General features: G+C 67.3%; 11 protein-coding genes and 1 pseudogene. 6 read left to right on the top strand and 6 right to left on the bottom strand.

Translation table 11 applies throughout. The features are described 5' to 3' along the window. Positions 1 to 31 precede the first annotated feature (31 nt). The 3 genes from P3L18_RS05800 to P3L18_RS05790 all read right to left on the bottom strand — a co-directional run bounded on the left by P3L18_RS05800 (position 32) and on the right by P3L18_RS05790 (position 2,131). Entirely contained in the window at positions 32 to 424 is a 393-nt protein-coding gene (locus P3L18_RS05800; RefSeq protein WP_006371686.1) for an NADH-quinone oxidoreductase subunit A, read from the bottom strand. A 162-nt stretch (positions 425 to 586) separates the two neighbouring features. Then, on the bottom strand, positions 587 to 1,039 hold the full coding sequence (locus P3L18_RS05795; RefSeq protein ID WP_276113551.1) for a hypothetical protein: 453 nt from the start codon (positions 1,037 to 1,039) through the stop codon (positions 587 to 589). Between the two features lie 15 nt (positions 1,040 to 1,054). Then, positions 1,055 to 2,131 carry a D-alanine--D-alanine ligase family protein gene (locus P3L18_RS05790; protein ID WP_006371684.1) on the bottom strand — a complete coding sequence of 359 codons (1,077 nt, stop codon included), beginning with the start codon at positions 2,129 to 2,131 and terminating at the stop codon, positions 1,055 to 1,057. Positions 2,132 to 2,153: 22 nt separating this feature from the next. Between P3L18_RS05790 and murF the strand changes: the two genes are divergently transcribed. Then, positions 2,154 to 3,473 carry a UDP-N-acetylmuramoyl-tripeptide--D-alanyl-D-alanine ligase gene (murF, locus tag P3L18_RS05785; RefSeq protein ID WP_276113550.1) on the top strand — a complete coding sequence of 440 codons (1,320 nt, stop codon included), beginning with the start codon at positions 2,154 to 2,156 and terminating at the stop codon, positions 3,471 to 3,473. Between the two features lie 19 nt (positions 3,474 to 3,492). On the opposite strand, the gene P3L18_RS05780 is transcribed toward murF, so the two are convergent. Together P3L18_RS05780 and P3L18_RS05775 are read right to left on the bottom strand one after the other, a co-directional pair. After that, on the bottom strand, positions 3,493 to 4,275 hold the full coding sequence (locus tag P3L18_RS05780; protein WP_079928588.1) for a MerR family transcriptional regulator: 783 nt from the start codon (positions 4,273 to 4,275) through the stop codon (positions 3,493 to 3,495). A gap of 68 nt (positions 4,276 to 4,343) precedes the next feature. After that, positions 4,344 to 4,814, bottom strand: a complete 471-nt coding sequence (locus P3L18_RS05775) for a hypothetical protein (RefSeq protein WP_276113549.1) — start codon at positions 4,812 to 4,814, stop codon at positions 4,344 to 4,346. Positions 4,815 to 4,883: 69 nt separating this feature from the next. Between P3L18_RS05775 and tgt the strand changes: the two genes are divergently transcribed. The 3 genes from tgt (at position 4,884) to P3L18_RS05760 (ending at position 8,804) form a co-directional block, all read left to right on the top strand. After that, a complete protein-coding gene (gene tgt, locus P3L18_RS05770) occupies positions 4,884 to 6,152 on the top strand; it encodes a tRNA guanosine(34) transglycosylase Tgt (RefSeq protein WP_276113547.1) in 1,269 nt (422 codons plus the stop codon). Positions 6,153 to 6,408: 256 nt separating this feature from the next. After that, complete coding sequence (locus P3L18_RS05765) at positions 6,409 to 7,806, top strand: hemolysin family protein (RefSeq protein WP_276113546.1); 1,398 nt, start codon at positions 6,409 to 6,411, stop codon at positions 7,804 to 7,806. Beyond that, positions 7,803 to 8,804: a hemolysin family protein gene (locus tag P3L18_RS05760; RefSeq protein ID WP_276113545.1), complete on the top strand. Its 1,002-nt coding sequence runs from the start codon at positions 7,803 to 7,805 to the stop codon at positions 8,802 to 8,804. Before P3L18_RS05765 ends, P3L18_RS05760 begins: the two co-directional genes overlap by 4 nt. Before the next feature lie 30 nt (positions 8,805 to 8,834). Here the strand turns inward: P3L18_RS05760 and gluQRS are convergent, their stop codons facing one another. Continuing rightward, positions 8,835 to 9,767: a tRNA glutamyl-Q(34) synthetase GluQRS gene (gluQRS, locus tag P3L18_RS05755; protein ID WP_276113544.1), complete on the bottom strand. Its 933-nt coding sequence runs from the start codon at positions 9,765 to 9,767 to the stop codon at positions 8,835 to 8,837. A 35-nt stretch (positions 9,768 to 9,802) separates the two neighbouring features. Here gluQRS and P3L18_RS05750 point away from each other — a divergent pair, with 35 nt between their 5' ends. Further along, positions 9,803 to 10,855 (top strand): ATP-dependent DNA ligase, encoded by a 1,053-nt coding sequence (locus tag P3L18_RS05750; RefSeq protein ID WP_079928605.1) that lies wholly within the window; start codon positions 9,803 to 9,805, stop codon positions 10,853 to 10,855. A 1-nt stretch (position 10,856) separates the two neighbouring features. Next, positions 10,857 to 11,935: pseudogene (locus tag P3L18_RS05745) on the top strand (DNA polymerase domain-containing protein). The last annotated feature ends 13 nt before the right edge of the window (positions 11,936 to 11,948 follow it).

Raw genomic sequence — 11,948 nt, 5'->3', positions numbered from 1 at the left:
CTTGTGCTCGACTCGTGCCGGATCTGTCACGTCAGTCCCACCCCAACCCGCCGCGGCGCCATTCGTAGGCGTAGGCCACCGACACGTTCACGATGAACAGGGCCATCGCCGCCAGGCCGAACCAGCCGAGCGCGTCGAAGGCCACCGCCCACGGGTAGAGGAAGACGATTTCGATGTCGAAGATGATGAACAGCATCGCGGTCAGGTAGTACTTGACCGGAATTCTCTGCACCACAGTCCGTCTCACGTCGGACAGGGTGGACGTCCCCGAACCGCCGCCGATGGGTTCGATACCGCACTCGTAGGCATCGAGTTTGGCGCGGTTGGCCCGGCGCGGCCCCACCGCCGACGCGATGACGACCGAGAACACCGCGAAGCCGAGCGCGATCGCGCCGAGAACGAGGATCGGAACATAGGCGTTCATCGCCGATCGACTCCCTCCGTGCGCTCGCTCAGTGGGTGTGAGCTGCTGGGTAGTAGCGGGCTGATGTGAGCTACAACACAACCTTACAAGCGCATGCCGCCGTGTCGAGACATTTGGCGGAGTTTTCGGACGACCGTCCCGACCGGGAGCCGAAATACCTGTTCAGGACTGTTGCTGCGAGAGTCTTCCGCGCAACATGTCGCCCAGGGCGGCGGGCAACTCGATCGGATCGACGGGAAGCGTCGCGGCGGCGTCGGCCCGCGACCAGTCGGCCAGCCAGCGGTCGGCGGCGCGACCGATCAACACCAGCGTCGGCGGCCGCGGATCATATTCGTCGCTCATCTGCTTGGCTATACCCAGCCCACCCTCGGGCGAGGCCTCACCGTCGAGGATGGCGACGTCGACGTTGCCGGCATCGAGTTGGGCGAAGACCATCGGCCCGGTCGCCACCTCCAAGAAGCTCAACTCCGGCAGATCGGGCACAGGCCGGGTGCCCAGCGCGCCGATGACCTGGCGACGGGTGTCGGCGTCGTCGGAGTACACCAACACCCGCAACACCGAAGGTCGCTGGGGCAAAGCATCATCGGTGCTGGTCGCGTGGTCGGTGCCGCTCACGGGATCGATGCTACGTCAGTGTTCGGTGGAGAACCCGGTACGACGGCGATGCGATTCGAGCGCGAGCGTGACCAGGCGGTCGATGAGGTCGGGGTAGGGCAGTCCGGTGGCATCCCAGAGCTTCGGATACATCGAGCCCGGGGTGAAACCGGGAATCGTGTTGACCTCGTTGAGGAGCCAGCCCCGACCGAACTCCTCGTAGAAGAAGTCCACGCGCGCCATGCCCGCGCAACGCATCGCCGTGAACACCTTCGCCGCGAGCTCGCGGACGTCGGCGGCGGCCTGCGCCGACAGCGGTGCCGGGATCACCAGCTTCGCGGCACCGGTGATGTATTTGTCCTCGTAGTCGTAGAATTCGCTGCCCGGCATGATCTCACCGGGCACCGACGTCTCCGGCAGCGCATTGCCGAGCACGGCCACCTCGACCTCACGGCCGTCGACCATTTCCTCGATGACGACGACGTCGTCGTAGCGCAGCGCGAGATTGATCGCGGCGTCGAGTTCGGCGGCATCGTGGGCCTTGGTGATCCCCACCGACGAGCCCATGTTCGCGGGCTTGACGAACAGCGGAAGCCCCATCTCTTCGATAGCCCGGAAGGCGATGGTGCGCGGATCGTCGACGCCATCGCGGAACTCCAGCCACCGGCACTGCGGGATCCCGGCCTGCGCGGCAACCACCTTGGCCATCGCCTTGTCCATGCACACCGCGGAACTGAGCACCCCGGCGCCGACATAGGGCAGCCCGAACAGCTCCAACATGCCCTGGATCGTGCCGTCCTCACCGTGCGGTCCGTGCAGCAGCGGCAACACCACACCGATGGCGTCGTCGGACTGTCGGCGCAACTCGGCGAGCGGTTCGACGGCCGTACCGGCGATCTCGAGTTCACCGGGCAGCTCGGTGCCCTCGGCGAGCGCGGCGATCACCTTGTCGTTGCGCACCCAGGTGCCGTCCTTGGCGATGCCGATAGGCCTCACCTCGTACTTGGCGGGGTCGGCGGCGGCGATCACGTGCGCCGCGGTGACCCGGGAGACGTCGTGCTCGGCGGACACACCGCCGTAGAGCACGATCAGACGCAGCAGGGGAGAGGCCATGGGGTCACGATAGCGTTAGGGCGTGCACATCCAGGCAAGTGAGATCGCCGACGCCGTCGGCGGAGAGCTGACCAACGGCGAGGACGTCACGGTGACCGGCGCGACCATCGATTCGCGTGCCGTCGCCGCCGGGCAACTGTTCGTCCCGATCGTCGCCGCCCGCGACGGACACGATTTCATCGGTTCGGCCGTCGCCGCGGGCGCCACGGCATACCTCACCTCGCAGCCCCCGCGCGCCGACGTCGCCGCCGCCGCGATCACCTGCGCCGACACCGCAACCGCGCTCGCCGACGTCGGACGACTCGTACGTCGCCGTCTGCCCGAACGCGTCGTCGGGGTGACGGGGTCGGTCGGCAAGACCTCCACCAAGGACCTGCTCGCCGGGGTGCTCGCGACGACCTTCGTCACCGCCGCCAGCGAGAAATCGTTCAACAACGAACTGGGCCTGCCGCTGACGCTGGCGAACGCCCCCGACGACACCGAGACCGTGGTCGTCGAGATGGGGGCGCGCGGCGTCGGGCACATCGCCGAGTTGTGCGCCATCGCCCGCCCGACCGTCGGGATCGTCACCCGCGTCGAGGGCGTCCACCTGGAATTGTTCGGCGACATCGATGCGGTCGGCCGGGCCAAGGGCGAACTCGTCGAGTCGCTGCCCGCCGACGGCATCGCCGTCCTCAACGCCGACCACGAGCGCGTGACCGCGATGGCCGAGCGCACCTCGGCGCAGGTGCTGAGGTACGGGCTGACTTCGTCGGCCGACGTCAGCGCCACCGACATCACCGTCGACGCGGCCCTGCGCGCATCGTTCCGGCTGCACACGCCGTGGGGGTCGACGCAGGTCAGTCTGGGTGCGCGCGGCGAACACCAGGTGTCCAACGCGCTGGCCGCGGCCGCGGCCGCCGGCGGGCTGGGGGTGCCCGTCGAGGCCATGGCCGACGGCCTGCTCGGTGCGGCGCTGTCGGGGTTGCGGATGGAACTGCACACCACCGACGCCGGTGTCACGATCCTCAACGACGCCTACAACGCCAACCCGACATCGATGGCCGCGGCGCTGCGGTCGCTGGCCGCGCTCGACGGTCGCCGCCGGATCGCGGTGCTCGGCACGATGGCCGAACTCGGGGCCGATGCACCGGCCGCGCACGAGCAGATCGCGCAGCAGGCGCAATCACTCGGGGTCGAGGTGATCGCCGTCGACGAACCGTCCTACGGAACGGTGGCCCGGCACGTCGGCGACGTCGAGGCCGCCGTCGCCGCCCTCGACGACCTCACCGAGGGTGATGTGGTGCTCGTCAAGGGCAGTCGGGTGGCCGCACTCGAGCGGGTCGCCGACGCACTGGGGTGATACCGCTGCGAGAAAACAGCTATGTCGTCTGCTGTTTCGCGGCGTTGGCCCGGATGATCTCGCGCAGGTAGGTCGCCAGGCCCGGCGCGACACCGTCGTAATGCTCGGTGAAACGCGGGTCGGCGACGTACATGTCAGCCAGGCACACCTGCATCTCGTAGCCGCAGTCGTAGAACTTCTCGATGGCGGCCCGATGTTGTTCGGCCAGGGTGTTGGCCTCCGCGGACCCAGGGCTCACACCGCGGCCCATCGCATCGGCCACGCGTGTCTCGAAGGCGTCGGTCTCCTCCTTGATCCGACGCCAATCGTCCTTCGAGTATCCGGCGGTGCGCTGTTGGCTCTGCTGCCACGCATCGGTGTCACCCCAACGTTCCTGTGCCTCGTCGGCGTACTCGTCGCCGAGCCAGTCGTCGCCGAAGATCTCGGCCTGCTCGGCCGCCGTCAACGCGATACCGGTCTTCTTCGCAGTCATCATGTCCTCCACAGCCGCGACCATTCGGGTGAGGTGAGCGATACGGTCGTGCAGCAGATCACGCTGGGTGGAGAGGTGTTCCAGCGCGTCGGCCGACGGATCGTCGAGCAGGGTCGCTATCTGTTCGAGAGGAAATCCCAGCTCCCGGTAGGTCAGGACCTGATGGAGCCGTTCGACGTCGGCGTCGTCGTAGACGCGGTAGCCGGCATGGGTGCGCGCCGACGGCGTCACCAGGCCGATCTCGTCGTAGTGGTGCAACGTTCGCACGCTGACTCCGACGAGCCGCGCCGTGGCGCCGACCGTCAGCACTTCGGGATGTCCTTCGCTCACTCCCCACACCTTCGGGTCTCACGTCACGTGAGGGTCAAGTCGCGCCGGTGGGAACGGGATGCGGTCGGTCAGGGCGTGAAACCGAGGACCTTGTCTCCCGATTGGCAGGCGGCGAGGATGCCCCGGACCTCCGACGGGCCGCACGTCCAACCGGAGACCTTCTGCTGTTGGCCGGTCGCGATCTTCGGGCTGTACTCGGTGCCGATTTTCTTCGCGGTCTCGCAGTCGACGTCGCCGGCGAGCACGAGCACGCGCAGCGCGCCGTCGGGGCCGGCCACGCTGCCGCAGGTCTTGCTCGTCGACGAGGTCGAGGCCGACTGAGCGCCCGAGGACGCCTCGGTGGTGCGCGACTGTGGGCTCGGGCCGGCGACGACCGGCACGCTTGTACTCGGTGTGGTGACCGAGGGGGCGGCGGAGGAGTCCTGCGCACCGGACTGCTGTTCGTCACCGCATGCGGCCAGCGACACCGTGGCCAGTGCGGCCATACCGCCGACCGCCAACGACCGGGCCGACCAGCGCGTCAAAGTGGGATGCGACATGGTCTTCACCGTAGCGAACCCGCCCCGGAGAACGAACAGACGACAACCGTCGGTTTGAGCTGCACGCTCATGGCCTGCGAAGATGCTCCGGTGAGTTCGCACGACACCTTCCGGATCGGCACCCGACTCCCCGGCACATTGGGGCGCACCGGTGTCATCACGACGCCGCACGGGGAGATCGCCACGCCCGCGTTCGTGCCGGTCGGGACCAAGGCGACGGTCAAGACCGTGCTGCCGGAGTCGGTGGCCGCGCTCGGGGCACAAGCGGTGCTGGCCAACGCCTATCACCTGTATCTGCAGCCGGGGCCGGAGATCATCGACGCGGCCGGCGGGCTGGGTGCGTTCATGAACTGGCGGGGCCCCACCTACACCGACAGCGGCGGGTTCCAGGTGATGTCGCTGGGCGCCGGGTTCAAGAAGGTCATCTCGATGGACGTGACCGGCGAGCAGGATGATCACAAGATCGCCGAAGGGCGCGAACGACTTTCCCACGTCGACGACGACGGCGTCACCTTCAAGTCGCACCTCGACGGCTCGTTTCATCGCTTCACCCCCGAGGTGTCGATGCAGATCCAGCATCAGCTCGGCGCCGACATCATCTTCGCCTTCGACGAGCTCACCACCCTGATGAACACCCGTGGCTATCAGGAGAATTCGTTGGAGCGGACCCGGCTCTGGGCGATTCGTTGTCTCGCCGAACACAATCGGCTCTCGGTCGAGCGCAGCCACCGCCCGCAGCAAGCGCTGTGGGGCGTGTTGCAGGGCGCGCAGTACGAGGATCTACGACGCAAGGCCGCGCGGGATCTGACCGAACTGTCCCGCATCGACCGGGAGAACGGCGGAAAAGGCTTCGGCGGCTACGGGATAGGCGGTGCGTTGGAGAAAGACAACCTCGGCACCATCGTCGGCTGGGTCAACACCGAGCTTCCGGAGAACGCACCCAAACATCTCCTCGGTATCAGCGAGCCCGATGACATCTTCACCGCCATCGAGAACGGCGCGGACACCTTCGACTGCGTCTCGCCGACGCGGGTCGCGCGCAACGGCGCCGTCTACACCCGCGACGGCCGGGTCAATATCACCAACGCGCGCTACCGCAAGGACTTCGGGCCGATCGACCCCGAGATCACCAATTACACCTCGCAATACACCCGCGCCTACCTGCATCACCTGTTCAAGGCCAAGGAAGGGCTCGCGGCGACGCTGGCAACCCTGCACAACGTCTCCTTCGTCATCGACATGGTCGACGGGGCCCGCCGCGCCGTCGAGAACGGCGACTACGAGGCCTACCGAGACGACTTCCTCGGTCGCTACTACGCCGGCCGTGCCGCGCGCTGACGGCGCTCTTCTCCCCGCCGACAGCGCTCGTTTTAACGCCGACGGCGGCCGTCTTTCCGCCGACGGCGCCCCCGGGAACTCCGAGAGCGCCCGACCCGTTGGCTTTGCGTATCATGTGAACCACCCCCGACCCGAGACCGAAAGCTCCGATGACCCGCGCGAAGCGCAAACGCAAGAAACCCCGACGATCCGGCCCCCATCCGGGGGCACCGTTTTCTGACCGAGCCGCGGTCATGCCCCCCGAGAGCGGGGCATCATGCTGCTGACATTGCTCGGAATCCTCATCGGCATCCTGGTGGTCTTGGTGATCACGGCGCTGACCGGCTACTTCGTCGCCCAGGAATTCGCCTACATGGCCGTCGACCGATCCCGCCTCAAGGCACGCGCCGAGGCGGGCGACACCGCCGCAACCCGTGCGCTCGCAGTGACCCGACGCACATCATTCATGCTGTCCGGCGCTCAGCTCGGCATCACCGTCACCGGCCTGCTCGTCGGCTACGTCGCCGAACCGCTCATCGGCAGCGGCTTCGGTGACCTGCTCGGCGACGTCGGGGTCCCGGTGTCGGTCGGCGTGGCCATCGGCACGATCCTCGCGGTGCTGTTCTCGACGGTGATCCAGATGGTCTTCGGCGAACTGTTCCCGAAGAACCTCGCCATCGCCCGTCCCGAACCGGTCGCCCGTCGACTCGCGCTGTCCACCCGCACCTACCTCAAGATCTTCGGTCCACTCATCACGGTGTTCGACGCGGCGTCCAACCTGCTGCTCAAGGCGCTGCGCATCGAACCGGTGCACGACGTCGAGCATTCGGCGACGCCCCGCGACCTCGAACACATCGTCGCGGAGTCGGCGCAGGCCGGGGAGATCCCCGCGGAACTGTCCCAGCTTCTCGATCGCGTTCTCGAATTCCCCACCCGCGCTGCCGATCACGCGATGATCCCGCGTCCGCGCGTGGACACCGTGCCCGCCGACCTCGATCTCGCCGCGGTCCGTAGCCGGATGGCGAGCGGCCACACACGCTATCCCGTGATCGATGCGGGCACCGACGACGTCGTCGGGGTGGTCCACCTCGCCGACATCCTGGAATGGTCGGCGACCCCGGCACCGACTGCAAGGACCGCCCGCGACCTCGCACGCCCCGCGGTGATCGTCCCGACGACACTGCCGCTGCCGCAGGTACTCGACGACATCACTGCCGCCGGCGACGAGATGGCGGTAGTCATCGACGAATACGGCGGATTCGCCGGCATCGTCACCACCGAGGACATGGCCGAGGAACTCGTCGGTGAGATCGACGACGAGCACGATCCCGCCGACACCGGCCCCATCGCTGTGCTCGCCGACGGCTGGGCGATCCGCGGTGACGCACACCTCGACGAGGTGTCCCGCACGCTGGGATACGAACTCCCCGAAGGGGATTACGAAACGCTGAGCGGTCTGGTCATCGCCACCGCGGGGGAACTGCCCGACGTCGGCGACAGCGTGGTGCTACCGATCGAACCCGACCCGGCCGGCCTCGTCGACGACCAACCGGCGCTCCCGCCGCGACTGATCGCCACGGTCGTCGAGATCGCCCACCGCGTACCCGCGATGGTGCACGTGACGCGCGAGACCGTCCCGGCCGCCGACGAATCACCGAAGGAGAGTCAGCGATGAGCAACCCCTGGGTCGTTCTCGCCGTGACGGTCGCGTTGATCGCGGCCAGCGCCTTCTTCGTCGCCGTGGAGTTCGCGCTGATCGCTGCGCGCAGACACCGCCTCGAAGATGCCGCGGCGACCAGCCGTTCCGCGCGTGCCGCCCTGCGCAGCGCGTCGGAACTGTCCGTACTGCTCGCCGGTTCGCAGTTGGGGATCACCGTGTGCACGTTGGCGCTCGGTGCGGTCACCAAGCCGGCCGTCCATCACTGGCTGACGCCGGCGTTCGAGAACATCGGCGCGCCACTGTGGTTGGCCGACATCGCCGGATTCGTCCTGGCGCTGATCATCGTGACGTTCCTGCACCTGGTGGTCGGTGAGATGGCGCCGAAGTCGTGGGCGATCGCCCACCCGGAACGGTCGGCGGTGTTGTTGGCCATCCCGATGCGGATGTTCATGTGGTTCACCCGCCCGGTGATCGTCCAACTCAACAGGCTGGCCAACCGGGTGCTGCGGATGGTCGGTGTGGAGGCCGTCGACCAGGTCGCTTCCGGGCAGGATCCGGAGACGTTGCGCCAGCTCGTCGAGCATTCGGCGACCGTCGGCACGCTCGAGGCCCGCTATCATGAACACCTCTCGAGCGCATTGGATCTCGCGTCGTTGACGGTGGCGGACGTGGCGACGGTGGTCGATCCCGATGGGGTCGATCACGATGCGACGGCGGCCGTCATCGAAGCACGGGCCCGGGACAGCGGGCATCTGCGTCTCGTGGTCCGCGACGGGCCGCGGGTCAGCGGTGTCGTCCACGTCCGGGACTGTCTCGAGGCCGCCCCCGACGCGAGCGCCGCCGACCTCATGCGGCCGGTGCTGGAAATGACGCCCGCACTTCCGGTCTACGACGCCCTGAGCCGAATGCGGCAGTACCGCAATCACATCGCGGTCGTCGTCGACGACGGCCGGGTCATCGGGGTGCTGTCCATCGACGACGTTCTGACCCGACTGCTTGCCACCGCGAGCTGAGCGCAGCCGCGACCGGTGCGCCAAGCGCAGTCAGCGCCACTCGAGATCGGACACGATCCACGGCGTGCGCGGTAGCACAGCGGGATCGAATCTCGCTGCCAGCGTGGCGATGTCAATGTGCTCGCCCGCTGCGGCGAGACCCAGTGACACGGCGATGTGATCGAGGACGATGCCGGCATCGACGCCGGTGGTTGCGAGATCGGCGAGGGTGACCGCGCCGTCGCGCTTGCTGAGCCGGACGCCGTCGGGGTTGAGCACCATGGGGACATGGGCGTAGGTCGGCGGCGAATAGCCCAGCAGTGTCGCCAGATACGCCTGTCGCGGCGCCGACGACAACAGGTCGTCGCCGCGGCAGACCTGATCGATGCCCTGCTCCGCGTCGTCGACGACCACGGCCAGGTTGTAGGCGGGGGTGCCGTCACCGCGTTGGATGACGAAGTCGTCGACCGCACCGGTGTAGTGGCCGTGGAGTACGTCGTCGACGGTGAACGTGCTGCGGTCGGCGATGATCCGGATCGCCGGTGGGCGGCCGGCCGCACGCTTGGCCTCGCGTTGCGCGACGGTCAGGGTGCGGCAGGTTCCCGGGTACGCGCCCGGCGGTGTGTGCGGTGCGCTGGGTGCCTCGAGGATCTCGCGGCGTGTGCAGAAGCACTCGAAGGTCTGTCCGGCCGCGGTCAGATCGTCGATGATCTGCCGGTAGCGTGGCAGGCGATCGGTTTGATAGAGCACCGGCTCCTCCCAGGAGAGGCCGAGTGCGTGCAGGTCGGCGATCTGTCCGGCGTCCGAACCGACGGCTGTGCGGTCCAGATTCTCCATGCGCAGCAAGAACCGTCGTCCCGTCGTGTGGGCGAACAGCCACGCCAACACGGCGGTACGCAGGTTGCCCACGTGGAGGTCTCCAGAGGGCGACGGGGCGAATCGACCTGCCGGGCCGACCGCGGAAACGCCAGGGTGTTCGGTCATTGCCCTAGAGGCTACAAGTGGGTGACGATGGTGAGGTGGATCTCCCCGTCACTCCTCCGATCGCGCCGATGCTCGCCAAAGCGGCGAGCGCGGTTCCGGCCCAACCCGCCGACAATCCGGAATGGTCCTACGAGCCGAAATGGGACGGATTCCGCGCGTTGATCTTTCGCGACGGCGATGAGGTCGTCATCGGCTCTCGCGGTGGCAAGGACCTCGCACGCTACTTTCCCGAAATCGTTGCCGCCGCCCGCGAGGAGTTGCCCCTGAAAGTGGTGCTCGACGGGGAGATCGGGGTGCCCTCACTCATCAGCGACACTCATCGACTCGACTGGGACTCGCTGGCCCAGCGCATCCATCCGGCGGCGTCGCGGGTCGCGATGCTGGCCGAGACCACACCGGCGATCTTCATCGGCTTCGACGCCCTGGCGCTCGGGAACGTCGGCGTCGTCGACGAGTCTTTCCTCACCCGTCGGGAGGCGCTCGTGGAGGCCATCGGACCGGGCGGACGCGAGCGCCGATTCCATGTCAGTCGGGTGACCGCCGATCCGGCCGTCGCCGAGGACTGGTTTTCGGCGTTCGAGGGCGCCGGACTCGACGGCGTCGTCGCCAAACGCCTTGCCGGCCACTACGTGGAGAACAAACGCGAGATGATCAAGGTCAAGCACAAGCGGACCGCCGACTGTGTGGTGATCGGCTACCGGGTGCACAAGAGCGGCACCGGTCTGGGGTCGATGCTGCTCGGGCTGTTCTACGACGGCGAGCTGCGAATGGTCGGTGGTGCAGGTGCTTTCACCGATGCCAAGCGCGTCGAGCTGCAGCAGATGTTCGAGCCGATGCGTCTCGACCCGGACAAACCCTCTGCCGGGGAACCGACGCGGTGGCGTTCGGAGAAGTCGGGGGAGTGGATTCCGATCCGGCCCGAACTCGTCGCCGAGGTTGCCTATGACCAGATGGAGAATGGCCGCTTCCGGCACACCGTCAAGTTTCTGCGGTGGCGTCCCGACCGCGAGCCCGACAGTTGTGGATACGAGCAGCTCGACGTGCCGCTGACCTACGACCTGCACGATGTGCTGGAAGGGCAGGACTGACATGGCTTCTCGCTCGCCCGCCGAAGAACTCGATGTCGGCGGTATCGCCGTACGTATGAGCAACCCGGACAAGATCTACTTCCCCGAACTCGGTGAAAACGGCGGCCGCAAACGCGATCTGGTCGGCTACTACCGGCAGATGGCCCTACTCGACGACGGCGGCGACGGCCCGATCATGACGGCGCGCTGCGCGACCGGCCCACCTTCCTGCAGCGCTTCCCCGACGGTATCGAGGGCGACGAGATCTACCAGAAACACATCGCCAAGAAACGTCCCGAGCACGTTCCGTCCACCCGGATCACGTTCCCCTCCGGACGCACCGGAGATGCGCTGTGCCCCAAAGCGCCTGCCGACATCGTGTGGGGAGCGAACCTCGGTACCGTCACCTTTCACAGTTGGCCCACCCATGATGGTGACAACGATCATCCCGACCAGTTGCGCATCGATCTCGATCCGCAGCCGGGCACCGATTTCGACGATGTGCGTCGGGTGGCGATCGATGTGCTCGCCCCATTGCTCGACGAACTCGGATACACCGGATTCCCCAAGACCTCGGGTGGGCGCGGTATTCACGTGTTCGTGCCGATCGAGCCGCAGTGGGACTTCATCGCCACCCGCCGTGCGGTGATCGCGATCGCGCGCGAGATGGAGCGTCGTGATCCCGATGCGGTGACCACCTCCTGGTGGAAAGAGGAACGCGGAGAACGGATCTTCATTGACTTCAACCAGAATGCGCGGGACCGCACGATGGCCTCGCCGTACTCGGTGCGCCGCAGCGCCAACGCCCGCGTGTCGACGCCGGTGTCGTGGGCCGAACTCGCCGAGATATACCCCGACGACGCGACCATGGCCACCGTCCCCGACCTGGTTGCCCGACGCGGTGATCCGATGGCCGACATCGCCGAGCACCGCGTCGGGCTCGAACCACTGTTGGAGATGGTGCAGCGCGACGACGCCGACGGGCTGCACGACATGCCGTACCCGCCGAGTTACCCGAAGATGCCCGGCGAGCCGCCACGTGTCCAACCGAGCAAAAAGGTTGCCGCACACTGGGATGAACACGGCAACCGGGTGGAGTGAGTTGAGTCCTTTC

The organism is Gordonia sp. N1V (assembly GCF_029269935.1).
Classification (GTDB): Bacteria; Actinomycetota; Actinomycetes; order Mycobacteriales; family Mycobacteriaceae; genus Gordonia; species Gordonia polyisoprenivorans.
Note: the sequence above shows the minus strand (reverse complement) of the source record. Positions and strands in the feature narration are given on the sequence as shown.